The organism is Streptomyces sp. NBC_01276 (assembly GCF_041435355.1).
Classification (GTDB): Bacteria; Actinomycetota; Actinomycetes; order Streptomycetales; family Streptomycetaceae; genus Streptomyces.
Window position 1 is genome coordinate 1,933,913 of record NZ_CP108442.1, and the last position, 23,451, is coordinate 1,957,363.

Annotated in this window: 20 protein-coding genes and 2 pseudogenes; 11 read left to right on the top strand and 11 right to left on the bottom strand. The window is 68.7% G+C overall.

What is annotated here, in order from left to right; genetic code table 11:
* Positions 1 to 10 precede the first annotated feature (10 nt).
* From OG295_RS08045 to OG295_RS08095, 11 genes and pseudogenes are all read right to left on the bottom strand, one after another.
* On the bottom strand, positions 11 to 2,068 hold the full coding sequence (locus OG295_RS08045) for an ATP-binding cassette domain-containing protein (RefSeq protein WP_371676264.1): 2,058 nt from the start codon (positions 2,066 to 2,068) through the stop codon (positions 11 to 13).
* Positions 2,065 to 4,335: an ATP-binding cassette domain-containing protein gene (locus OG295_RS08050; protein WP_371676265.1), complete on the bottom strand. Its 2,271-nt coding sequence runs from the start codon at positions 4,333 to 4,335 to the stop codon at positions 2,065 to 2,067. The genes OG295_RS08045 and OG295_RS08050 overlap by 4 nt, the downstream gene beginning before the upstream one ends.
* Before the next feature lie 2 nt (positions 4,336 to 4,337).
* The gene (locus tag OG295_RS08055) at positions 4,338 to 5,570 is read right to left on the bottom strand and encodes a cytochrome P450 (RefSeq protein WP_371676266.1); all 1,233 of its coding nucleotides are present in this window, start codon (positions 5,568 to 5,570) and stop codon (positions 4,338 to 4,340) included.
* Positions 5,571 to 5,710: 140 nt separating this feature from the next.
* Complete coding sequence (locus OG295_RS08060; RefSeq protein ID WP_371676267.1) at positions 5,711 to 5,878, bottom strand: hypothetical protein; 168 nt, start codon at positions 5,876 to 5,878, stop codon at positions 5,711 to 5,713.
* A gap of 166 nt (positions 5,879 to 6,044) precedes the next feature.
* Entirely contained in the window at positions 6,045 to 6,212 is a 168-nt protein-coding gene (locus OG295_RS08065; protein WP_371676268.1) for a thiocillin family RiPP, read from the bottom strand.
* A 25-nt stretch (positions 6,213 to 6,237) separates the two neighbouring features.
* Positions 6,238 to 6,396, bottom strand: coding sequence for a thiocillin family RiPP (locus OG295_RS08070; RefSeq protein ID WP_371676269.1), 159 nt, complete (start codon positions 6,394 to 6,396; stop codon positions 6,238 to 6,240).
* 54 nt (positions 6,397 to 6,450) lie between these two features.
* Positions 6,451 to 6,612: a RiPP peptide gene (locus tag OG295_RS08075; RefSeq protein WP_371676270.1), complete on the bottom strand. Its 162-nt coding sequence runs from the start codon at positions 6,610 to 6,612 to the stop codon at positions 6,451 to 6,453.
* Between the two features lie 47 nt (positions 6,613 to 6,659).
* Positions 6,660 to 6,899 (bottom strand): thiocillin family RiPP, encoded by a 240-nt coding sequence (locus tag OG295_RS08080; RefSeq protein ID WP_371676271.1) that lies wholly within the window; start codon positions 6,897 to 6,899, stop codon positions 6,660 to 6,662.
* Positions 6,900 to 8,112: 1,213 nt separating this feature from the next.
* Positions 8,113 to 8,625, bottom strand: coding sequence for a hypothetical protein (locus OG295_RS08085; RefSeq protein WP_371676272.1), 513 nt, complete (start codon positions 8,623 to 8,625; stop codon positions 8,113 to 8,115).
* 451 nt (positions 8,626 to 9,076) lie between these two features.
* Positions 9,077 to 10,080, bottom strand: a pseudogene (locus OG295_RS08090) (IS630 family transposase).
* Between the two features lie 111 nt (positions 10,081 to 10,191).
* Positions 10,192 to 11,353: pseudogene (locus OG295_RS08095) on the bottom strand (IS110 family transposase).
* A 643-nt stretch (positions 11,354 to 11,996) separates the two neighbouring features.
* Here OG295_RS08095 and OG295_RS08100 point away from each other — a divergent pair.
* The 11 genes from OG295_RS08100 to OG295_RS08150 all read left to right on the top strand — a co-directional run bounded on the left by OG295_RS08100 (position 11,997) and on the right by OG295_RS08150 (position 23,448).
* On the top strand, positions 11,997 to 12,131 hold the full coding sequence (locus OG295_RS08100) for a hypothetical protein (protein WP_371676273.1): 135 nt from the start codon (positions 11,997 to 11,999) through the stop codon (positions 12,129 to 12,131).
* Between the two features lie 101 nt (positions 12,132 to 12,232).
* Entirely contained in the window at positions 12,233 to 13,156 is a 924-nt protein-coding gene (locus OG295_RS08105; RefSeq protein ID WP_371676274.1) for a SagB/ThcOx family dehydrogenase, read from the top strand.
* Between the two features lie 63 nt (positions 13,157 to 13,219).
* Positions 13,220 to 14,269 carry a TOMM precursor leader peptide-binding protein gene (locus OG295_RS08110; protein ID WP_371676275.1) on the top strand — a complete coding sequence of 350 codons (1,050 nt, stop codon included), beginning with the start codon at positions 13,220 to 13,222 and terminating at the stop codon, positions 14,267 to 14,269.
* Positions 14,262 to 15,635 carry a YcaO-like family protein gene (locus OG295_RS08115; RefSeq protein ID WP_371676276.1) on the top strand — a complete coding sequence of 458 codons (1,374 nt, stop codon included), beginning with the start codon at positions 14,262 to 14,264 and terminating at the stop codon, positions 15,633 to 15,635. The genes OG295_RS08110 and OG295_RS08115 overlap by 8 nt, the downstream gene beginning before the upstream one ends.
* A gap of 3 nt (positions 15,636 to 15,638) precedes the next feature.
* On the top strand, positions 15,639 to 16,430 hold the full coding sequence (locus tag OG295_RS08120) for a CPBP family intramembrane glutamic endopeptidase (protein WP_371676277.1): 792 nt from the start codon (positions 15,639 to 15,641) through the stop codon (positions 16,428 to 16,430).
* Positions 16,427 to 17,065 carry a hypothetical protein gene (locus OG295_RS08125; protein ID WP_371676278.1) on the top strand — a complete coding sequence of 213 codons (639 nt, stop codon included), beginning with the start codon at positions 16,427 to 16,429 and terminating at the stop codon, positions 17,063 to 17,065. Before OG295_RS08120 ends, OG295_RS08125 begins: the two co-directional genes overlap by 4 nt.
* Positions 17,066 to 17,123: 58 nt before the next feature.
* Entirely contained in the window at positions 17,124 to 18,179 is a 1,056-nt protein-coding gene (locus OG295_RS08130; RefSeq protein WP_371676279.1) for an LLM class flavin-dependent oxidoreductase, read from the top strand.
* A 174-nt stretch (positions 18,180 to 18,353) separates the two neighbouring features.
* On the top strand, positions 18,354 to 19,097 hold the full coding sequence (locus tag OG295_RS08135; protein WP_371676280.1) for a TetR/AcrR family transcriptional regulator C-terminal domain-containing protein: 744 nt from the start codon (positions 18,354 to 18,356) through the stop codon (positions 19,095 to 19,097).
* A gap of 113 nt (positions 19,098 to 19,210) precedes the next feature.
* Positions 19,211 to 20,437: a cytochrome P450 gene (locus tag OG295_RS08140; RefSeq protein WP_371676281.1), complete on the top strand. Its 1,227-nt coding sequence runs from the start codon at positions 19,211 to 19,213 to the stop codon at positions 20,435 to 20,437.
* Positions 20,438 to 20,550: 113 nt separating this feature from the next.
* Positions 20,551 to 21,528 carry a methyltransferase gene (locus OG295_RS08145; RefSeq protein WP_371676282.1) on the top strand — a complete coding sequence of 326 codons (978 nt, stop codon included), beginning with the start codon at positions 20,551 to 20,553 and terminating at the stop codon, positions 21,526 to 21,528.
* Between the two features lie 201 nt (positions 21,529 to 21,729).
* Entirely contained in the window at positions 21,730 to 23,448 is a 1,719-nt protein-coding gene (locus OG295_RS08150; RefSeq protein ID WP_371676283.1) for an MFS transporter, read from the top strand.
* Positions 23,449 to 23,451: the final 3 nt, after the last annotated feature.

Sequence of the window (23,451 nt, forward strand, 5' to 3'; positions counted from 1 at the left end):
CCTTTCCTTCTCACGTCAAAGTCGTTGCGTCGAGGTCCGCGAAGAGGCCGCGGGGTGCGGCCGACGCGTCGTAACTGCCGGATTCGGTGATCCGTCCGCCGGAGACGACCACGACGCGGTCGGCCCGGCGGATGGTGCTGAGGCGGTGGGCGACGACGATCCGGGTGATCCCGAGGGCCCCGATCGCCGTGCTGATCTCGTCCTGTGTGGCGTTGTCCAGCGCGCTGGTGGCCTCGTCGAGAAGCAGGATGCGCGGCTCGCCGACGAGGGCCCTGGCGATCAGCAGGCGCTGCAGCTGTCCGCCGGAGAAGCCGGACTCGCCGTCCGTGACCCGGGTGTCCATGCCCATCGGCAGGGCGCGGATCTCCTCTGCGATCCCGGCCAGCCCGGCGGCGTGCCAGGCGGCTTCCTCGTCGTGCTCCAGGGTGCTGCCGAGGATGACCGAACGGACGGTGCCGCGCAGCACCTTGCTGTCCTGCGGGACGTATCCGATCTGCCCGCGCACCGCGCCGAGGTCCAGCCCGGCGAGGTCGTGCCCGTCCAGCAGTACGGCGCCGGCGTCAGGCCGGTCCAGTCCCAGCAGCAGCCGCAGCAGGGTGGACTTGCCCGCACCCGACTCGCCGATGACCGCCAGGAACTCGCCGGGCGCCACCGTCAGGTCGACACCGTCCAGGACCGGCTCCGCGGATCCCGGGTAGCCGAAGGTGACCCCCCGCAGCTCGGCACGTCCGGTGAGACGGCCGGGCACGACGCCCGCGGGCGGCGTCTCGGGCTCCGCCGACAGGATGGGTTCCAGCCGGGCGTAGGTGGTGCGCAGCGTGAAGACCGCCTGGAGCACGCCGGGCAGCCGGCTCAGCGCCAGGTTCAGCTGGACGCCGGCGAAGGACACCGCCCAGATGCCGGTCATCCCGATGCCTCGCGACTGGACCACCGGCAGGAGGACGCACAGCAGCAGCGGCAGCGCGGCGGCGATCAGCGCGGCCGACACCTCGGCATGGCGCAGGCCCGCGTCGTCGGCACGCTTCTGGGCGTCGAACCCCTGCCACCACCTGCGGAAGACCAGCTTCTGCGCTCCGTACGCGCGGACCTCGTCGATGCCGAGCAGCGCCGGATAGACGGTGGACTGCACGCTCTCCACGGCGTCGTACACGCGCATGTCGTGCCTCTGCTGTGCCCACGAGAGCCATCCCAGCAGCGCCAGCAGGCCCGCGGTGACTGCCGCGGCGACGAGACCGAGCACCCCGTCGACGAGCATGAGCAAAGTGATCGCCACGGCGGAGAAGAGCGCGCTCAGCAGGGCGTCCAGGCCGGAGGGGCCCAGCAGGGACCTCAGCCGGCCGATACCCCCGGCGTGGTTGAGGAGCCGCACGCTCGAATAGCGGCGCAGGAAGGGCAGCGGAAGACTGAGCACCCGCTCCCAGACGGCCGGTTCCACGGCGGCCTCGATGTGCGTCTGCAGTCCGCTGGTGGAGCGGTCGCGCATCTCGGCGAGCAGCCGGCCCAGCGGGACGGCGCCGAGCACCGCGGCACACGTCCAGCCGAAGAGGGAGTCGTCGTCGGTGAGGACCGCCGTGATGAGCAGCATCGAGCCGATGGGGGCGGCGAAGGCCAGCACCGCGGCCAGCAGGCCGCCCAGCAACGTACCGGTCAGGGGCATCGCGCCGCCGCGCACGGAGAACCGCAGCAGGCGACGGCCCGTGATCCCGGTGTGCGGCAGCCGGGGCCGCATGACCCAGCAGTTCTCGTCGAACCCCCTGGCGTCGGCGGCCGTCAGCGCACGTCCCGGCGCACCCGTTGCCGCGACGGCGGTCCAGCCCCGCCGGGTGGGCAGCAGTGCCACCGGTTCACCGCCGCGGGACGCGAGCAGGGGAACCCTCGGCAGCCGGGTGAGCGCCTCGCCGACCGGCACGCGGTGGGCCCGGACGCCGCACCGCTCGGCGGCCGCGGCCACCGGGTCGGGGGCGTCCGGCGAGCGGTCCGGCAGCGCCTCCCCGGATACGCCCAGGGCGGCGAGCAACGGCTCCAGAGCGTCCCGGTGGGCGGCCCACGCCTCTCCCGCCGGGGTCACCGGCTGGCTCCGAGCAGTTCGCGGTACTGGCCCTGCCGGGCGGACAGGTCGCGGTGCGTACCGAGCTGGGCGGGTGCGCCGCGGTGCAGTACGAGGACCAGGTCGTCCGGTTCCACGATGCCGAGACGGTGGGTCACCACCACGGTCGTGGTTCCCAGGCGGCGCAGGTTGGCGTCGACCCTGGCTTCGAGAGGGCCTTCGAGCGCGCTCGTCGCCTCGTCCAGGACCAGCAGTGCGGGTCGGCGGCACAGGGCGCGGGCGAGTGCGAGCCGCTGCCGCTCGCCGCCGGAGAAGTTCTGTCCGTTCGGCTCCACGCGGGCGTCGCGCGGACCTCCCCGGCGGGCTACGACCCCGTCGAGGCAGGCGGTGGCCAAGGCCTGGTCGATCAGGTCCGGGGCGAACTCGTCGTCGCCGAAGGCGACGTTCTCGGCGACGCTCCCCTCGAAGAGCACGGGATGCTGGCTGACGTAGCCGACGGAGCCGGGCGGCAGGTCGGTGACCGGGATGCCGTCGAGGGTGACCGAACCGGCCCACGGGGCGCTGCTTCCCACGACGAGACGGGCCAGGGTGGACTTGCCGCTGCCCGTGGCTCCGACGACCACGAGGCGGCTGCCGGGCGGCACCCGCACGTCGACGCCGCGGACCAGGGGCGGACGGTTGACGTCGTACCCGAATTCCAGGGTGCCGAGTTCGAGCCGGCCGGCGGGTGCGGAGGCGGCGCCGGTGCGGGGCGCCGCGGTCCCGGTGGCAACGGGGACCGCGTCCGCCTGGGCCGCGTCGGTGGTCTCGCCACTTCGAGGCGGCCGCGCGGGATCGTCCGGCCCGACGGACGAACCGGCGGACGAACCGGCCACGTCGGCGAAGGCCGCGAAGCCGGCGCGCAACTGCCCGAACGACAGACCGCCGCGCGCCACTGCGCCCGCCGACGCCTGGAAGACACCGACCAGGGTGATGACGGACATCAGATCGGGCAGCGCCATGGCACCCCGCCTGACATCGGCGGCCGCCCAGAGCACCGAGGCGACGGAGACGAGGGAGTCGACGACCGTGGCCGTACCCAGCATCCGCTGGGCCGACCTCATGGACTGGTGCGCCACGGCCAGACCACGGGCATGGGACTGCTCCCAGCGATCGAGCAGCACCGTGGTGGCGGCCTCAGCCTTCAATGTCTCGATCATGTTCAGGCCGCTGATCATCTCGCCGTCCCGGGAGGCCTGTTCGGCCAGCAGCCGGCCCTGTCGGGAGGCCTCGTCGGTGGAGGCCCGCCGCAGGATCGCCATGGAGCAGCCGACACCGCAGAGCACGAGCACGGCGATACCCGGGGCGAACCAGGCCAGCACGGCCAGCACGACCGCCATGCTCACGCCGCCGACGAAGACCGGTACGACGGTGCCGGCGAGCTGGTTGGCGATGGTGTCGGCGATCTGCACTCTGGCCGCGACCCCGCCCGTGAACCGCCGCTGGAAGAAGGAAGCGGGCAGATCCAGCAGCGTCCGTACGAAGAAGCGGGAGTGGTCCACCGACAGGCGGCGCAGCAGCGCCGACTGCAGTCGGGTCTGCATCCAGGTCGCGGTGAACGCGGCGACCGCCGCACCCCCCAGGGCCCACAGCATGGTGCCGGCTCCGGCGGAGCCGGGACGGGCCGTCTCCGTGACGACGGCCCGCATGAGCAGTGCGGTGGCCACGGCCGCCAGGGCGGCCGACGTGCCGGCGATCACCGCCCCGGCCAGCAGACCACGGCGCGGGCGTGCCCAGGACAGCACGTCGCCGCGCAAACGGTGCGGCACCCCGGCCGGGCGGAAGTCCTCCGTGGGCGTGAAGACGAGGGCGATGCCGCTGAAGAAGGCACGGAACTCGGCCATCGGCATGAGTCGGTGGCCGATCGCCGGATCGTTGAGGCTGACGGCCCCCCGCTCGGAGACGTGGTCCAGGACCACGAAGTGGTTGCCGCCGACGAAGAGGATGGCGGGGGCCGCCAGGGACCGCATGGTCCTGGCGTCGGCCTGGTCGTCACCGGACAGCCGGATCCGCTTGCCGCTTCCCGCCAGTCCGTAGTGGGCGGCGGCGCGAATGAGGGTGGCGGCCGTCACGCCGTCGCGTCCGCCCCCGCACACCTGCTGCAACTCGCCCCAGGGCACGTGCCGTCCGAACCAGGCCAGGAGGACCGACAGGCAGGATGCTCCGCAGTCGGCCTCCTCGACCTGGCGCACATGCCGGGTTCTGACCGGGCGGGCGACCGCGCGCTTCGGGGAAGACGTGTCGCGCATCCTCACGCCTCCAGCCCGGATCCCAGCCGCACGGGGAGGGCGGCGGGGCTGTTGAAGGTCAGCTCACGTCGCCAGGGAAGGGAGTCCTCGGTCTGCGCGAGGGCGACGCCGTCCTGGGCCAGCCGGGCGAGCAACAACTCGGACTGGAGAGAGCCCAGCCCGGCACCGAGGCAGAAATAGGCGCCGTGACCGAACGACATTCCGGCGTTCTGGGTGCGGTCCCAGCGGAATTCCAGCGGCGCCTCGAACCGGCGGGGGTCGAGATTGGCGGAGGCGAAAGCGAGCAGCACGATCTCCCCCTTGCGTATGACGACATTTCCGATCGGGAGGTCTTCCGCGGCGACACGTGCCCCGAAGGTGACCGGCGCGCGCAGGCGGATCGATTCTGCAAAGGCTGGGGCAGCCCATTTCCCAGGGTCCTCGGCAACCCGCTGCCATTCCGCCGGCCGAGTGAGCAGACAGAGAAGGGCATTGGTCAGGCCACTGGTGACCGTATCGACCCCGGTCATGAAGAGCAGCAGAACCATGTTGACGACTTCGTCATGGCTCAGCTGGCCGCTGCGGCGCGACGCGTTGAGGCGAGAGATGACGTCGGTGGCATTGAGCGCGTCCCGCTCGCGGACCACCGCTTCGACGTAGGAGCGCAACTCCCGGAAGCCCTCGACGGAAATGGGATCCGCCGTCGGCCGGTTGCCGGGGAAGCTCTTGCCCAACTGGGCCAGCATGCCCCGCGACCACGTCGTGACCTGAGCCCAGTCCTCCTCCGGCAGGTCGAGCAGCGCCGCTGTGACCAGAGAGGGCAGAGGGACCGCCACGCGGGACACGAACTCGCATCCGCCCTCGGCCGTGGGGCCGGCCAGGAGCGTGTCGATGATGTGGGAGATCTTCTCGCGCAGACGCTCGACGGACCGCCCTGTGAATTCCCGGGCGAGTACGCCGCGGAGCCTGCGGTGGTCCTCCGGCGCCCGCACGGACATCGAATTCCCGAAGAACTCGGTGAAGTCCGGGTTCTCTTCCCGCATCTCGGCCGGGAAGTCGGGGCTGACCATCGTGAGCCCGGGATGGTTGCTGAATTTCGCCACCAGATCGTGGCGCGAGATGACCCACAGCCCGGGAAAGTGAACAACGGGCGATTCTGTGACCAGCTGCGCGAAGAGATCGGTGTTGTCGGCGGCGGAGTCCTCCTGCATGGCGAACCAGCGCCACACGCGTCGCGCACTCTCAGTCGTTGACACTCCCACATTCCTTAACGGCCTGGCACTTTCATGCCGTAACAAAACTGGACGGGTGCTGCACCCCGTTGTCCCGCTGGACGGTGATCCAGCGGCGGGGCGCAGCACCCGAGGCGCTACTCAGCCACACTGATGACGGTGCATCAGGTGGCGCAGCCGTACGTGCCGAAGCAGGTCGGGCAGCCCATCGATCCGAGCGTGCCGAAGCAGTTGGTGCCACCCGCCTCGGTCAGCTCCTCGATCGCGATGTCCTCCGCCAGGGCGTTGCCCGCGGCGTCGATCTCGCTGCGCATGACGTCGAGAGAGTTCATGTAGTTCACCTCCTTCTGGGAATCGGGTCGGCCGCGAAGGCCGTGGTCCGCCATACTGAGAAGTGCCGGCAACGGCATCCGGCGTCGCCATCGACCCGTGGACGAGGTTCTCTGCATGAACCTCGTAAACGTCCGTCCTGGCGATGCCGGGCCGCGGCCTTGCGGCTCAGTGAGAGCTGGCGGTACCGACGGATCCGGCCGAAGAGGGGCAGCCCGCACATCCGACCGTGCCGAGGCAGAAGCTGCCGCCCGTGGCGTCGGTCAGGTCCTCGATGCTGATGTCCTCGGTGTGGCCGGCCGACAGCTCGGCCGCGAGGATTCCATCGTCGATCATTTGTTCTCCTGAGCGCGTCGAGACGTCAGTGCGATGTCGTGGTGCCGTACGAACCGGCCGAGCTCGGGCAACCGAAGGTGCCGGCCGAGCCGAGGCACCAGCCCGCGCCGCTGGCGTCGGACAGCTCCTCGATGGCTACGTCCTCGAAGAGGTCGAGGTCCGCTTCCGCGATGGTGTCGTTCACTGTTCACCTCCTCTCGACAACAGAGGGTCCACACAGCGCCCTTGCAGGTCCGCGTCAGCTCCAGCTGAACGCGGTACCGATGCAGGCGGGGCAGGTGGTCGAACCGAAGGTGCCACCGGTGTTGGTCGTGCCACCGGCACCGGCCATGTCACCGAGCTCCTCGATGGCGATGTCGTCGAACTCCTCGACGATCTCGATGTTCTGGGTGTTCTCCATGCTTTTCACCTCCCCTCAAAATTCGCGATACAGGCGGGAAAGGGCCTCTAGCCGAAGCTGGACGCAGTTCCGGCAGAGCTGGGGCAACCAGCCGACCCGACACAGAACGCGGTGCCCGCACCGGCCGTGTCCGCGAGTTCCTCGATAGCGATGTCCTCGTGCTGAACCGGGGCATCCAGAGTGTTGTTCTCCATTGTTTTTCCACCTCCATTCCGTCGGCACATGACGCGCCGGAATTTTCCCATGCCGAGGAGAGGCCGCACGGAAGTGCACCACAGAACGGGCATGGAGAAATGAAACCGCACCACTGAGAAAGGGTGGGGAAGTCGAAAGAGGCAATTCCCGGAGCGCAGAGAGACGCGCGCCGCCCGACTCGGGCCGGAGATGCCGAAAACCGTCGGCGAACACGAGAAGGAGCCAGAGGAGGGCGAAATGACTTCGCGCCATCACGAGTACCCGCTCGACGACATTCGCGAGAGCCTCAACGAGCCCGCATGGGCAGGCAGAAGACAGGCAGGCAGGCAGGAGCTTCACTCACTGCTTCGCGAAGCCGCAGACGTGGCGGCAGTCAGGAGAGCCTGTCAGAAAAGGGCAACAACAAGCAGGCCGATCACGATGACCGCCGCGCTGATGCCGAAGATGGGTGCCCACTCTCGCAGGTCATCCCTATAAGTCTTGTGGCCGCCACCCTGGGACCCACTGCCGGCTACAACGCCCGCAGATCCACTGTCCCCGCCGTAACCACCCGAGTCCCCGCCGTGCACAGAACTACCCCCGTAGTTTGTTTCGAACCCGTGCAGACGGCTTGTTTGGCACGGGCGCCCCGCCTTGGCGTTGGTCTCCGCCTGGCGTGTTCGCAACATTACGAACACGAATGGGGCGTGTCAATTGCAGCCCCGAGCACTCCAAACCCCTCCCCGAAAGGGGACAAACTCGGACACAATCAGAACATTTTCCGCAGACCTCGGCACGCAAGACGACACGCAAAGAGTGGCAATCCGGACATACTCCACAGGTAGTTGCACATTCAATTCCCGAAACCCTGCCGTCACTTGACCTCCCTTTACTTCCTCTTTGTGATTCCAGGCCCCGATCAGGGAAATTTGACTCGCGCGAATTCCCACTTCCTCGTGAATCCTCAACGGAGGCTCAATTCTGTTGAGCCTCCACTCCTCGGCCCCCGGCGATTCAACGGACGCGGCGACCGGCGCGTGGTCCCGCCGGCCACACTCTCGTCTGAGACCGTGCCCGAGATCTGCCATGTCCCGCTGCTGAGACGTTCGTTGACCTCACCGCGGGCGGTCTTGGGGGTGGGTCTTCCACGTCGCGCGGACCGGGTGCTCGCTGCGGCCCCGGCGCGAGCGCGTCCTCCCCTACTCCGGGTCGGCCGCATTCGCCGGCGCTCCGGCCGGGCCGGCTCCCCGGCAGATCGGGGTCCTCGCTCGGGCCACCCTGCTGCCGGTCATGGAGATCAACCGGAAACAGACGGGGCAGTAGCACTCATCGGCCCAGCCGGTGCCGAACGTAGTCCGGCTGGGCCCCACCGAGCTCGATGTGGTTCTCGTCGAGTCCGTTGACGATCCGCAGACAGCCCCCGGCGAAGGCGAACTCCACCGTCACCGTTCCGGCCGCCAGGTCACGGCCTGCCGGCAGCCACTCAAGGAGCGCGACCTCGCGCAGTTCCTGGCCGACGAACGGTTCGAGGCGCCCATCGCGCTGAGACCACTGGGGCGTCAGTTCGGACCACTCCCACCCGGCGATGTCCGCCGCGGTGTCGATCGTGTCCCAGCCGATCGAGAGCTCGTCGAACTTCCAGTGGCAGACCTCCACCTGGGCGCCGTCGAAGTCCAGCACCACCGGGCACTCGGCGAACCAGTCCCCGTCCTCGACGAAACGCACCACGGCGAACCGCGTCAACCGCCTGCCGGCGAGCGCCGCCAGCCGTGATCCGTGCGCCTGTCGAACCGCGTCGAGCCCGACCAGGAAGGACGGCTCGAAACCAGAGATCCCCATCTTCACCGCCTGAGTCTCCCGGCCTTCTGCCCGGTCGGCCAACACGTATCGACCAGCCGGATGCCCCGAACCACTTGACGGATCGGACCGGAGCGCGACGACGGAGTCCGTCCCCGAACCGCCGGCGCAGCTCGGGTGGCTTCCCCATGCGAAAAGCCGCCCCTCGAACCGGGTTCGACGTCCCGTCCGAGAAGCGGCTCTTCCGTGCTGATGCGCCGCCAGGGGAGACGGCGGGCGCGCGTCAGGCACGCCTCAAGAAGTCGCCCATGGCGCGAGCGCACCCAATCGTTCCCACGTCCCGCACACGCGCGGACTTCCATTCCCACTACCGCTCGACTCCCCTCACGGCTCACTGTCTGTGCAGGTGGTACCGGATATTTCCGCGCGTGCGGGAAGCCGACGACGGGGCACTTCCCCGGGGCGTGTCGGGAAGCGTGGGGTGTCCTATTGATCACAAACTCAAAGGGTTCCCGTCCAGGACGTAGCGGACGTGCGGGCCGCCGAAGTAGCCGCGCACCATGTGTGGTTGACGCTGGTGTCTGTGGAAGAATCTGCGGGTTTCGGCGGCGAGTTCGGCCTGGTTCCTGGCCCGGTGGGTGTGGGGCAGGCTGCGTTTGAGGTCGGCGTTTACCAGCTCGTCCGGGTTCAGCTCGGGTGAGTACGAGGGCAGGAAGTGCAGCTCGATCTGGTCCCGGTGGCCGGCGAGCCAGGCCCGGACCGTCTTCGAGCGGTGGGCCGAGTGCCGGTCGACGATCAGGTGGATCTTCCGGTCGAAGTGCCCGACGATCCGGGCGAGGAAGCGGCACACATAACCTTCGCGTCGAACGACTCGGTGAAGACCATGAAGTGCATTCGGCCGCGGGTGCTGATCGCGGACATCGCGTTCACGGAGAACCGGTTCCCGGTGCGGCGGACGATGGGAGTCGTGCCTTTGGCGCCCCAGGTGCGGCCGGTGACCTGGTCCGAGCGGATCCCGACCTGGTCAGCGAAGAGGACTTCGCCATTCTCCGCGTTCGCCCTGGCCCGGATCGCCGGCCAGGTCTCCTCGTGCCAGACCCGAACCGCTTCCGCGTCCTGCTCGACCGCCCGCTTGTCCGGACGCTGGAAGGTCAGCCCCCAACGCCTGAGGCACTTGCCCACCCCGGGCTCGGTGAAGCGGACCCCATACAACTTGAAGATCATCTCGCCTATCTGCCCCCGCGTCCACAGCTGACCCGAGAGTCCCAGGTCGGAGGGGATGTGATCGAGGACAGCCTGCCGAACGGCGGCCTGCTCGGCCTCCGACAGGACCTGGTGCTCACCCACGCGACGGCCACGCGGGCGGGACAGCAGTGCGTCCCGACCTCCGGCCTGCCACTTCGCCCACCAGTTGTCCACGGCCTTCACCGACACCTTGAACAGGGCGGCAACCTCCACCCGGTCCAGGCCCTCCACCAGCGCGGACACCGCCAGCAACCACGCGGCCTCCTGCGCATCCGGCGACCAAGCCCGCGCATCCCCCACCAGATCACTCACGCACCGTCAACGAGCCTGAACGCAAAGCGATTCGGATCAATATGGGTTTGGTCAAGCCGATGGGGCGGGTTGGGGTTCGCGGAACGTGCCGTCGCGGAGCATCGCGAAGAGGACGTCGGGTCGTCGCCTTGCGAGCTGATCTTTTTGTCGCAGCAGATGCGGGATGCCGGGTCGGCGAGGGAGGCCAACACGGAGAGGAAGAAGGCCCGTTTGAGCTGCTTGTTTCCTCTCCGGGAGGGTCGCTCGCCCCGGATCGACGAACCCGAGTTGCGAGTGGCCGAGGCGAGGTCGGCGCAGGCGGCGAGGTGGGCGGCGGGGAACGAACTCCGTCGCCCACGTCGATGAGGATCCTGGCTCCGGTCCTGACGCCGATGCCCGGCATCGAGGTCAGGACCTTGGAAATGGAGTGGGCCCCCAGCAGTTCCTCGATCCGCCAGGCCAGCAGTTTCCGCTGGTCAAGGGCGGCGGTCAGCGATCCGGCCAGGCTCGGGACCATCAGCGCGGCCGCGTCCGTGTCGGGAACGGCCGCGGTCTGCTCGTACAGCGCGGTGAAGATCTCCTCGACCAGTCGCTCGGCCATCCTCGGGGCCTTCGACCGCAGCAAGGTCACGAGCCTGCGGCGTCCGGCCTTGCGGATCTGGGCCGGGGATCCGAACCGTTCCAGCAGAGTGAGGACGGCCGGGTGCTGGACGCGCGGGCCCAGGACGCGCTCCAAGTGGGGTGGATCTGCGTGAGCAGGTCCCGGAGCCGGTTGCTCATCCGGGTTGCTTCGCCGGCCAGGTCGTCGTCGAACCTGACGATCATCTCGAGCTCGGCGATGGTCTCGTCTTCGAGGTCGACCGAGCGGATCGTATGGGGCATGACGCGGGCGGCATCGGCGATGACGAAGGCGTCACGGGCGTCAGTCTTGGCCTCGCCGGGGTAGAGGTCGGTGATCCGCCACACCGTCAGCCCGGGCAGATAGGCAACCGGCAGCCCATGCCCCGTGCCACCGCCAGCGGCAGGGCGCCGATAGAGGCGGACTGGCCCACGATCACCAGCACGGTCCCGTGTTTGACCTTCAGCTTCCCGAACACCTCGCGGAGCTTGGGCTCGCTGTTGGGAGCCGTTTGCCGAAGACCTTCTTCCCGGCCGGGGTGACGGCAGTGGCGTGATGTTCGCCCTTGCCGACATCCAGGCCGAGGAAAGCGCCGATGTCACTGACGTCGATCACGCGCCTCCTCTGGTCCTCCCCGCCTGGCCGTCCCACGGCACCGATCGCCACATCCACATTACGAAGAGCCTCCCGACCTGCGAAGGCCGGTGGTCATGCCCCTAATCAGCGGCCTGTCGATGCCTCCAGAGACGGTGACACCACCCCTCAGGCCACGTGTTCGACAGGGGGAGAAAGTCATGCCAACTCCGGAGGCCGGGCGCCCCATTGCGGGGCCACCAAAACGGCAATGGGGGGAAGCGGCGGCCGTCAGCTGGAACGAGCGAACGACCACGCATCATCCGCCACAACTGCCCTGCCCCAAGAGTGGTTTCGGGCCGTTTGGCCCGTTCGCCTCCACCCCAGAGGCGCCGACCATGTGACCTGAGTCACTTTGCGAAGCTTCCGTTTCATGCCGCCCGCTGGAGAAAACCGCTGATGGAGCCTACAGGTGATCGAGAAACGCCCGCATTCCAGCCCGTGAGAGGTTGCACAATGGGCGCCTGAAGCTGGTTGACGCCAACAAACTACGATAGTTAGATGAGTTCTGCAGTCGCCGCAAAACCACGCGGCAGGGATTTGGAGACTTACCGATAGAGAATTCAAGTAAGGCGCCTTCCCTTTCATTCTGGCTGCTCGAAAGATTCCCAGAAAGGTGAGATAGATGCAGATCCGTTCCATTGCAACCGCCGAGACGCGGAACCAGACCCAGCAGGTGGCACTCTCCGACGCCAACCGCACCGAGGCCGTCCTGGTCCCCGGCGCGTGCTGCTGCACCGCGGCTATCGCCCGCCGGTAGTCGTCTGAGCGCGGAGAAAACTCCGACATGTGAAGGGTGGCCGGGACCCTGCGTCCCGGCCACCCGCCTCGGAATCAACAAGACTCTGGAGGGTTGACCCCGTGGCAGAGAATCCACTGGTAACACTCGACGAAGTGCGGAATGCGCTGGTCACCACAGAATGCCGCAGTCTTTCCGCTGGATTCGAATCCCTCGGCCTTCGGACCCATGAGGCGCGATTCGACAACCTCGGCCAGGCAGCGCTGCCGCGCGTCGCGGAGGAATTCCTGCTGGCCAGCCGAAACCGGCGGCACGACCGGGACACCCAGCTCTCCGTCACGCATTACTTCACCGATCCGGTGGCCCTGGCCCTGTCCCGGCTCGGCAAGGAGGCCCCCGAGGGCTTACGCCTGGCGCTGCCACCGGGCAGCGAGCCCGAGGCATCCCTGACCGACGCGGTGGCGGGCCGCCGCAGTGTCCGGGATTTCGCGGGCCTCCCGGTTACCCTCGACGACCTCGCCACGATCCTGCGCTACGCCAATTCGGAAACCGCCGAGATCGACGCTGTCCTGGAATCTGGCAGCGAAGTTTCGCTGCGCCTGCGGACCGTACCCAGCGGCGGCGGACTCTATCCGGTCGAAGTCTGGATCGGGGCCCTGAACATACCAGGAGTGGCACCTGGTATCTACCGGTATCTGCCGCACGAGGATTCCCTGGCCATGCACGGCGGCGCAGACATGCTGAACGCTGCAACGGCCGCTGTTATGGAGAGTGGAAGCACCGAAGCGCGGCTGGGCGCCGGCTTCGTCCTGCTGGTCGCCCAACCGTGGCGCGCCATGCGCAAATACGGTCCGCGTGGAATGCGTTTCGTGTTCCACGAAGCTGGCGGAATCAGCCAGAACATCCATCTGGCGGCCACTGCACTCGGACTTGGCAGCCTGGACAGTTCCAGCTTCTACGACGACGACATGGACGACGCTCTGGGGCTCGACGGTCTCTTCCGCACCGCCGTTCACCTGATCATCCTGGGGCATGTGTCGCCCTGACAAAATATCTCCGTTGTCGTTACGGCCGCCGGTTGATTTCGCGTGCCGATTGAGGAGCCTTTCATGTCAGTTAAAAACGAGAAGTATGGCGAACCGCGCCTCAGGCGCTCCTATTCCGTCATCGGACACAGCCCGGACGTGGTCGAGATCAGGACGGGGGTGTGGAGCCACCGCTCCTTCACCCTGACCGATGAGCGCGCCTCGGGAAAGCTGCACGCCCTCGTGCGCGGCCTCGACGGCTCGCTGTCCCACCGCGAACTGGCCTCCCAGGTCGGGGTCCCCCGCGCCGAGGTCGAGGCGGTCATCGACCACCTCGCCACGCTCGACGCCTTGGAGTGGGGCCCGCGCAGCGCCCTGGATGCCTACCTGGAGACGGTCGGCCCGCTGCGTACCGCGGACGCCGAGATGACCTCGTCCAAGCGGGTCTTCGTTCTCGGCGACCCTGTCCTGGCCGAGCACCTCGCCGCCTCGATTTCGGAGGCGGGCGACGTGAAGGCTGAGGTCCTCGCCGCGCAGAGCCCCGTCGTACAAGCGCTGTCCCGGGCTGGGGCTGACACCCTCAACGACGGACTCAGGCTGGCCGAGCTGACCCGCAGTGTCGAGGAGCTGCGCGGCTCGGTCCTTGTCACCGTCGATGCCGTCGTCAACCCGTTCCGGTCCCAGCTCATCAACCGAGTCACCCAGGAGCTCGGCGTCCCCTGGCTCCACACCGGGGTCGACGGCCCGTTCCTGTTCATCGGCCCCACCGTGATCCCCGGCCGGTCCGCCTGTTACGAGTGCTTCGAGACCCGCGTCGGGATGAACATCCGCGAGAGTGCCTCGTACCAGCGCTACAAGGAGGCCCTCTCAGTGGGCCAGGTCCTCACTGGCGAACCCGCGCTGCTCAGCGCGATGCGCACCACCCTCGTCGGCCACGCCGCACTGGAAGCCATCAACCTCCTTGCCGCGGGCAGTAACTTCAGCGTCGGTAAGGTCCTGGGCATCTACGTGCCCACCATGGAGATCACCTGGAGCGACGTGCTCCAGCTGCCGGGCTGCCGGGGCTGCTCCCCGCTCGCCGGCCGTGACGACACGCACCTGTACTTCGACGCCAGGACGTGGGCCGGTGAGTGAGACGACGACCGTCTTCCAGGGCGCGGACATCCGGGTGCTGGGCGACGAGGACGCCCGAGCCCGCGAGATCCACCGCCGCATGCAGGGCGCACTGTGCGGGATCATGACCACGTCCGGCAGCCTCAACAAGGCGCCCACGCACCCCCGGCTTTTCGTGGAAGGCGCCGAACTCACGAACGTACAGCAGTGGTTCGGGCGCGAACCCGCCAAACCGGGCGCCTACCACATTGGCGGCTACGGCACCGTGCCGTTCGAGGCACGCATCCGCATCCTCGGCGAGACACTCGAACGCTACGCGGGCTTCTCCGCGTGCGTCGAGGGCCGCTTCCCGGTCGTCCGTGCCTCTCATGAGGAGCTGCTTGAGCGCGGCGAGCCCGTGGTCGACGCAGATGTGTTCCAGCTGTTCCTCCCTGAGCAGCTGGCTGCCGACGGCTTCCCCTTCCAGGCATTTTCACCTGCCATTCCCATGGACTGGGTGAAGGTCCCCTCGCTGCTTGACGACAGCGAACAGTACGTGCCCGCCCACCACTTCCTGCTCGGCAACCTGCCTGGTCCGGATGAGCCCTGGACGCTGCCCGCGGTGACCACCGGCACTGCGGCCCACACCGCTCCGGAGGCTGCCTTCCTGTCGGCCCTGTACGAGATCGCCCAGGTCGACGCTGCCGTCGGACATTGGCACAGCGCCACGCCGAGCCTGCGCATCGAGCCCGACGCGCGCACCACTCTGCTCCAGGACGTCATCACCCGGCGGCTGCGGGGCGGGCTGGAGCCCGAGTTCCATCTGCTGCCCAGCCCGGACCTGCCCGGCTTCAACGTGGCGTGCATCCTGCGCAAACCCGAGGGAATCATCCCGGCGGTGAGCGTCGGCCTCGGCAGCGGTCCTTCCCTGGTGCGGTCCATGTACCGGGCCCTGCTGGAGACCGTGGGTGTCCAGACCCTCGCCGGCTGGTCCGCCGTCGAGGACCGGCTCGGCACCGGCGCCGAGGTACCGCTGAGCGAGCGTCTGGGCCAGATCTTCGACCTGGACCAGAACGTCGCCTACTACGCGGGTGTCGAGGGCGCGCGAACCGTCGAGGAGCGCTTCGCCCGGCACACCATTGTCAGGGCCGGTGACCTCCCTGCCGACGAGCAACGTCCCACCCGGGAGATCGCCCGCTCCCTGCTGGATGCCTTCCGGAACAGCGGCAAGCGGCTCTTCGGAGCCGACTTCACCTCGGTGGACATCCGCCAGCTCGGCTTCTCCGTCATCCGGGCGTGGTCCCCGGACACGCTGAGCCTCCCGCTGCCGAGCGCACCGCCGATCGCGCACCCGCGCTTCGCGGCGTACGGGGGCTTCACCCACCGGCTCCCGCACCCCTACCCGTGAGCCATGGACCGGTTCCTGCTTACGACCTTGGCGGTGTGGTCGCTGGCACCGATGCCGCTGGCCACCCGGGTGCACGGACGCTGGCTCGAAGACCGTTGGCCCAAGCTGTCCACCCTCACGGTCTACTTGTTCGTTCTCGCTCTCTTGACCGGCACCGGCGGCCTGCTGTTGGGTCCCGGTGTCGTGCACGACGGGGGGCTGTACTGGGTGGTCGTCTGCGTTCCGCTGGGACTGGCCCTCGGCCGTGCCGCGCAGATCGCCGACCGCAGGATCACCCGCCATTTCACGGCCCGCGCGCGGGCCCGCACGGCACCGACCGAACGGGCCCGGGGGGCTTCCACACCCTCGCGGGCGGGCGCTGCCCGCCCGGTGGGCCTCGCCGCCCGCCGGGCGGTTCCCGGCGCCGCCATACGGAACACACCGGACCCGTCGGCACGCGGCGGCAACCGTTGGTCCGTGAAGGAACGGGACCGGGAGACGAGGGTCGGGCTGGGGGCGCTGCTGGCGGGGGCCGTGCTGGAGGAGGCCGTGTACCGGGGCGTGCTGGGGCGGCTGGGGCTGGATCTGGGAGGGGTCGCGGGGGCCGCGCTGATCGTGCTTGCCGTGGTGGCGTTCTGTCTGGCGCACCTGCCGTTCGGATGGCCGCAGGCGCTGGCCAAACTCCCGCTCTCGCTCATGACGGCCGCGGCGTTCCTGCTGTCAGGTGGGATCGTCGCCGGACTGGTGGGACATGCCTTGTTCAACTGGGAGTACTGGCGCTACCAACGGGCCCTCGGCACCACGGGGGAGCGATGACGACGCTCCTGTGGGCGGTCCGTGTCGCGGTCGTGCTGGCTGCCGCCGCAGCCTGCTGGTGGTACCTGTGGCCGCGCCTGATCAATGCGACGGGGCCGCGCAGGGCGCTGCTGCTGGCACCTGTGCCCGTGACGCTGCTGGTGACCTGGCGGGTGCCTGGGCTGGGGGGTACGGACGGGGCTCTGCTGATCGCGCCCGGCGTCGCGCTGGGCGTCGGGGAGGCGGCCCTGGCCGGGCTGCTGGGCACGGCGGGAGTGAGCGTGCTGGAACGCGTTCAGGTCTCGCACGCCAACTGGCTGCCTCTGGCGGACGGTCCGGCGCTGGCACCGCTGCGGCCGAAGGACCGTCGGCTGCCATGGGCCTCGCTGGTCGGCACGGCGCTGGTGGCCGAGACCGTCCGGGCGGCCCTCGTCGGAGCCGCACGCGTGGCGCACTGGGGACCCGCCGCGGCCATCGCCCTGGGGATGCTGGCCTCCCTGGCCCTGGCGCCAGCGCTCTCCAAGCGGGGTGTGGTGGACGCCGTCGCCGTGGCCCTGGGTGTGGGCGTCGCGCACTCCTGGCTGCTGTGGTCGACGGACGCTCTGCCGGCGCTCGTCGCCGCGCACCTCGCCTTCCTCCTCGTCACCCTCGCCTGAATCCGCACAAATCGACATACGCCGAGCACATCCGAATGACACCGAAATTGGAGGAACCATGAAATTTGGCATTTCCCTGCTTCCGGACTGCCGGCCGGAACACACCTCACCCGTCCGCTATTTCGAGGATGTGCTGGAGGTCTCGCGCCTGGCCGACGAACTCGGTTTCGACTACGTGAAGATGACCGAGCACTACCTGAAAGACTACGGCGGCTACTGCCCAAGCCCACTCACGTTCCTCACCGCCGTCGCCGCGCAGACGCGCCGGATCCGGCTGATGACGGGTGGCGTTCAGGCTTCCTTCCACCACCCTGTCCAGCTGGCGGCACACGCGGCCATGGTCGACGCCATCAGCGGTGGCAGGCTCGACGTCGGCTTCGCTCGGGCCTGGCTGCCGTACGAGTTCGAGGTACTCGGCATCCCGCTGGACGAGAGCCGCGACCGCTTCATGGCCACCGTCGAGGCCGTGCTGCGGCTGTGGACGCAGAAGGAGGCGTCCGAGGACACGCCCTTCTTCCGCTATCGGGACGCGCACTCGCTGCCCGCCGTGACGCAGACCCCGCATCCTCCCGTGTGGGTCGCAGCCGTCCGCTCCCGGCAGAGCTTCGCCTGGATCGGGGAGAAGGGCCTCGGGCTGCTCATCGCCTCCCCGCCCCGCAAGGGCGAGCTCGCGCACACCCAGGACATGCTCCGCGTCTACCTGGAGACCCACCAGGAGTACCACCCCGACCGGGAGCCGCGCATCGCGCTGTCCATCCCCACGATGGTCGCCGACACCGACGCGGAGGCCCTCGCGACCGCGCAGCCTCTGCTTCAGTCCTACCTCGACGTGTGGGGCGAGGCCGCGGCCTCCTGGGACGGCGTCCAGTCCGCCGCGTACCCGGGCTACTCCAATGCGGGCACCACCTTCGGCGCACTGACCGACGAGGACCTGCACAGCACCTCCACGGCGGTGATCGGAAGCCCGGACACAGTCGTGGAGAAGATCCAGGAACTGTCCGCCGCTCTGTCCCTGGACACCCTGTTGCTGCAGATCGACTACGGCAGTCCGAGCGTCGACGTCATGAGCCGCAATCTGCGCCTGTTCCATTCCGAAGTGCTGCCACGCTTGTGAGAAGTGCTGCTGCGGCGCCCGATAGTGCCTCGACGCCTTCTCTGGTGACTGAGTGGCCGGTAGTGTTCGTCTCCTCGGCAATGTCGATGATGTGGGAAGCACGCCCAAGCCCGGCACCAAGCCGGTTCGGGCCCCGCGTGTACGAAGCGGCGTCAAGGGGATGGAGAGTTCGTCGTGCCTGCTCCCGGCGCCCTACCACCTGGGCGGAAGCTGCGTTCCCGGAAGCCGGCCGCGCGACCGCCCCGCGCCCCGCTGACCCTGGAGAACCTGGCCGAAGCTGCCTTCCAGGTCATCGAGCGGGAGGGCCTCGACTCGCTCACCATGCGCAAGGTCGCGGACGAACTGGGCATCCAGGCGGCTTCGCTCTACTGGCACGTCAAAGACAAGCTGGACCTGATCGACGTCCTCGCCGAGGCCCTCTTCGCCGGGTTCGCGCCGGAGGACTGGACCGACGGCGCCCTGGACGGGGACGAGGAGGACTGGCAGGCGCACCTGTCCCGGTTCGCCTACGCTTTCCGCCGCTACCTGTTGAGCCGCCGGGACGCGGCGCGCATCCTGACCAGCAAGTTCGTGGTGGGCCCCAGCATGCTGCGGCACCTCGACGAGCAACTGGGCTGGATCCGCCGCGCCGGGGTGGATGACCGCTCCGCGGCCTACGGCTTCTACAACACGCTCGTCTTCGTTCACGGCTCCGTATTGTGGGAGACCTCTCCGCTCTCCGCCGCCGTGGCGCGCGGGGTGGAGCCCCGTCAGTACCTCAGCGAGCTGCGGGCCGAACTCGACGATCTCGACCCAGACGCGCATCCGCACGCCCACGCCCTGGCGGACGAACTGACCCGTCCCGGCATGGACGAGCGCTTCGCCTTCGGCCTGAACTGCCTGCTCGCCGGGCTGGGCCAGCAGCTGGACCAGCAGTAGTTCCGGTCTGATAGAGGCGCCCAGTCCTACCTGTGGGTGGCGCCCCGTTCACCACTGGGCGTGGCCTCGGCGTGCCGTCCTCCCGATCTCTCCCCTTTCGGCAGGTTCCCTTGATGTTCAAGAACGCTCTGCCCCAGCCTTTCGCCCAGGAACACGCGGTCGACCCCTACCCGGCCTACCGGGCCCTCCTCGACGATGGCAACCTGCAACGGATCACCGTACGGCCTGGCCTCGACGCCTGGCTTGTCCTCGGCCACGATCTCGCCCGGCAGGCCCTCAACCACCCGGCGATCAGCCTGGAGGCCCGGCATGCCCAGCCGCCGGTCCGCGAGGCGATCATGGCGGGTTACATGGAGGAGAAACAGTCCTTCTTCGGGCAGCACCTCCTCGCCACCGACGGCGAGCGACACCGCCACATGCGGCGTGTGATGTCGCGGGCACTGACAGCCCGACGTTTCCACTCCATGGCGCCCGAAGTCGAAGGCATCGTCAACGCCCTCATCGACGAGCTGCCCGCGCCCGGCCACACCGACCTGGCCGCCACCCTGGTCGTCCCCTTCACCATCAGCGTGCTCGCCCGGCTGATGGGCCTCCCCGAGCCCGCCCGGGGGATGCTGACGGAGCTGGCAAACGCCGTCATCCAGGGCAAGGCCGAGGACGACGCAGGGTTCACCCACGTTATTTCCGAACTCACCACCTGCTTCTCCGAGTTGCTTGACCATCCTGAGCGGATCGCGCCCGACGGCCTACTGACCATGCTGGTCGAAGCCCGCAGCGAGGAGACGATCACCCCCCAGGAGACGTTCTCGCTGGCCTACCAGCTGTTCTTTGCCGGGCACGAGAGCAGCAGCTACCTGATGACCAACGCGACGGCGGTCCTGCTGTCCCGGCCGGACGTCGCGGCCGACTTACGGACCCGCCCCGAGCTGCTGGACAGCGCCGTCGAAGAGCTGCTGCGCTGGGAGGGCTCACTCAAGGCCGCCAGCTGGCGCTTCGCGACCGAACCACTCGAACTCGGCGGCAAGCGTCTACAGACGGGCGATCCCATTCTGGTCGTACTCGCCGCCGCCAACCGCGACCCTGAGAAGTACGCCGACCCGGACGCCCTCGACATCCACCGTAGCGGCGTCCCGCACGTGTCCTTCGGACACGGGCCGCACCACTGCCTGGGCGCGGCCCTCGGCCGGCTGGAGGCGCGCACCCTGCTCGCCGCGCTGCTGGAGCGCTTCCCCGACATGCGCCTCGACGTCCCGTACGCGGAGCTGTCCTGGCGCCACAACCTCATCATGCGCGGCCCGCGCCACCTGCCCGTCACCCTCGGCGAGGACCGGCGCTCCTGAGCCGTTCTGTCTGTTCACCCCTACGCAAGGAGGCCACGATGACGGCACCAGGAGCAGGCACCCCCACCCCCCTGCCGACCGCTTCGGAACAAATTCCCCCTCATCTCCGTCTGATGGGAATCGCTGCCGCCAAGTGGATCGCCCAGCCGGTCTACGTGCTCGCGAAGCTCAACGTCGCCGACCGGCTCGCCGAGGGTGAGGCGAGCACCGCGCAGCTCGCCGAGCAGCTCGGCGTACGGAGTGATCCGTTACGGCGTTGTCTGCGGGCGGCGGCCTCGGCCGGTGTCTTCCGAGAGGCGCAGCCGGATCACTGGGCGCTGACGGACATGGCCGCGTGCCTGCGGACCGACGCGGCCATGAGCCTGCGGGACTTCACCGTGCTGATGGGCGAGGAGCCCATGTGGACGTCGTTCGGCAGCATCATGCAGGCGCTACGGCAGGAAGGGCCGGTCTTCGACAAGGTCCACGGACACTCGATGTACGCCCATCTGGCCCAGGACGACGAGCTCGCCCGGACCTACCAAGGCGCCTGGGCACCTCTCACCCAGGGGGTGATGCGCGCACTGTCCGCTGAGTACGACCTTTCGGGCTTCGACACCATCGTCGACCTGGGCGGGGGTGACGGCACGGCGCTGCGTACGCTGCTCGCTGAACACCCCGGCTTGAACGGCGTATTGATGGACCTGCCGCATGTGCGCGAGGCGCACCGGAACGCGGACGACGAGGTCGGGGCGCGACTGCGGACCGTAGCGGGGCGGCTCCCAGATGACGTGCCTGCCGGCGCCGACGCATACCTGCTGAAGAACACCCTGCACTGCCTGCCCTCACCCCTGGTCCGGCAGACCCTCAAGCGGGTCCGCGAGGAGATGACACGTCCTGAGCAGCGATTGCTGATCGTGGAGGCAGTGCTGGGGGCGAGCGACGGCTTCGACTGGAGCAAGCTCATGGACATCGAGGTGATGGTCAACAACGGAGGGCGGGAGCACACGCTGGAGGAGTGGCGTGCCCTGCTGACGGAGACCGGGTTCCGGCTCGTCTCGGCCCGTGAGGTGCTGCATCCGCAGTGGCTCCTGGAGGCCCAGGCGGTCTGATCGCCTTCGTACACCAGCGCACAGCTGCATAGATCCCGATGGCTCCTCACGGCGGCTCCGAGCACTCGACTCGGGGCCGCCGTCGCCGTTTCGGGTGGCCGGAAAGCATCCAGGGCGAGACACCGACACCAATCTAACGTTGATAGGGATCTCTAACGTCAGTAGTCTCTGGGACGTCGCACCCACCCGAGGGAGAAGCCCGTGTCCGAAATCGAGGAGAAATCGGCCGTACGGACGGCGCAGCATGAGCCAGGGCCCCACCACCCCTGGCTCATCCTGGCGATCGTGCTGACCGCCGCGTTCATGCAACTCGTGGACGTCAGCATCGTCACCGTCGCGGTCGCGTCCATCCAGGACGGCCTGGACGCGGGCTACGCCCAGGTCCAATGGGTACTCGCCGGATACACCCTGGCGTTCGCCGTCCTGCTCATCACCGGCAGCAAGCTCGGCGACCGGCTCGGCCGCAAGCGCGTCTTCATCCTGGGCATGGCCGGCTTCACCCTGGCCTCCCTGCTGTGCGGGACCGCCGGGAACGCCGAGACCCTCATCGCAGCACGCCTCCTTCAGGGGCTCGCCGCCGCACTGATGTACCCGCAGGTCTACTCCGTCATCCAGGTCACCTTCCCGCCGCAGCGCCGGGGCATGGCCTTCGGCATCCTCGGCGGGGTCATCGGCCTAGCAGCGATCACCGGGCCACTCGTCGGCGGACTGCTCATCCAGGCCGACCTCTTCGGCTGGAGCTGGCGCCCCATCTTCCTGGTCAACATCCCCGTGGGCCTGCTCGCCGTCGTTCTCGCTGCCCGCTTCATCCCCGAGTCGCGGGCCACCGACGCGGGCAAGCAGGACCTGATGGGCGTCCTGCTCGTCACCGCAGGACTGGTGCTCCTCGTCTATCCCATGGTCCAGGGCCGCGAACTGGGGTGGCCCCCCTACCTGTTCGTCATGGCCGCCGCCGGAGTGGTCGTCCTCGCCGTCTTCGGCTGGTACGAGCGGCGCCGCGAAGGCCGAGGACATGCCCCCCTCATCCGCACCGGCCTTTTCCGAAACCGGGGCTTCACCGCAGGACTGCTGCTCATCCTCGTCTTCTATGGGGCATTCCTGCCGTTCTTCCTCGTCTTCAGCATCTACCTACAGTCCGGGCTCGGCTACAGCGCGCTGCACACGGGAGTCGCCGTGCTCCCGTACGCCCTGGGATCCGGCATCGGCTCGGGCGTCTCGGTCGCCCTCGCGCCCAAACTCGGGCGCGTCGCCCTGCAAATCGGCTTGACCGTACTCGTCATCGGCACGCTCGGAATCACCTGGGCCGTCCACGAATGGGGCACCGACCTGGAGACCCGGCAAGTGGTGCTCCCGCTGCTCGTCGCAGGACTCGGCTTCGGCTTCACCGTCACCCCACTGGTCACCCTGATCCTCGCCAGAATCCCGCTGGCCGACGCCGGCTCGGCCTCGGGCACGCTCACTACGGCGCAACAGATCGGCAGTTCCGTCGGCGTGGCGGTCCTCGGCGCGTTCTTCTTCGGGCTGCTCGGCTCCCAGGCGAACGCGGCCACCGCCGAAGAGGTACCCCGGCTCAGGTCGGAGCTGGCCGCCGTGCACATCACGGGAGAGCCGGCGCAGCAGGTCGTCGACGGCTTCCGCGTCTGCTTCCACGACCGCGCCGCTGCAAGCGACCCCACCACCGTCCCAGCCAGCTGCCGCCGCGCCTCTGATCACCCCAACGCCACTGTGCAGCGGGTCGTGCAGGCGGCTAGCACCCGGGCCCTGCGCACCGACTTCGCCCAGTCCGTGGAACGCACCCTGCTGCTCCAGAGCATCCTGTTCGCCGGCTGCCTGGTCCTCGTCTTCGTACTGCCGAAGGTACGGGGACGGGAGCTCAGCGAGTTCGAGGAGAACAGCCAGGACGCCGTCATCATCGGGTGAGTG